This is a genomic window from Oleiphilus sp. HI0128 (genome assembly GCF_001635365.1).
In genome coordinates this window covers 1-907 of record NZ_LWGG01000205.1, presented here as the reverse complement: position 1 = coordinate 907, position 907 = coordinate 1, and the positions used below count along the sequence as shown (strand labels likewise).

Below are 907 nucleotides of genomic sequence, written 5' to 3'. Positions count from 1 at the left end.
ACGAATATTCATATTTGTTTTGAGTAGCTTAAATACACTCTTGCTGGCGCGTTTGATCAAGGCACTACCAGAAACTGACTTGGCAACAGCCGGTTTTGGTTGATGTTTTAGCCAGTGCATAGGGATTTTAATAATTGAGCCAGGGGCCAGGGCCGAGACCTGTTCAATCTTGTTATAACGTATTAAATCAGTCCAGGTGTGCTGTCTGTTGAGAAGGCCTTGACTGACTTTTTGCAGGTTGTCGCCAGGGCGCAGCGTGTAGTGCCACTCTTCCACCTGAGGTGTTTGAGCAAACGATACCGAAGTTAGCAAGACGCTAGAAATAGCACAAGAAAGGCATAAGAGCATGACGAAGTTGATGACTGTCGTCGTTAGTTTATGGATATCAATACGTCCAAATTTCATAAATAAATCATGCTCACTACATTATTAATATCAAAGCTTCTAGCCAAGAGCAGGTTAAGAGCTGCTGTCCTTATCTCTAGTCGCCAACTTTTTCCAGCCTGTACCCATGTTGATAAACTGTTTTCACGCGAAATCCGTTCTCAGGTTTGATATGCAATTTGCGTCTTAAGCGACTGACATGCGTATCGACGGTCCGAGTATTGATGTTGATAGAAATTCCCCAAACCCTTTCCAACAGGTAGTCTCTGGATAGTAGGCGCCCAATGCTCTGAAACATGAAGACGGCTAAATCAAAATCTTTATCGGTCAGTGGCACGTCTTCACCAAAAGACACGATGGTTCTTTTAGTCAGATTAATCACATAAGGGCCAATAACCATCTCCTCTTGCTCTTCTACCTCGTTTGCGGAGCGTCTTGCTAAGGCGTTGACTCGAGCTTTTAACTCTCCAGGTCTGGCTGGTTTGACAAGATAGTCGTCAGCGCCTGCATCAAGGGCCGTTAT

Annotated in this window: 1 protein-coding gene and 1 pseudogene; both read right to left on the bottom strand. The window is 44.5% G+C overall.

Translation table 11 applies throughout. The features are described 5' to 3' along the window. Positions 1-405: pseudogene (locus A3763_RS02640) on the bottom strand (LysM peptidoglycan-binding domain-containing protein); the annotation flags it as partial. Positions 406-481: 76 nt separating this feature from the next. Then, positions 482-907: response regulator transcription factor (locus A3763_RS02635; RefSeq protein WP_197482708.1), on the bottom strand; the 426-nt coding region annotated here is incomplete at its 5' end.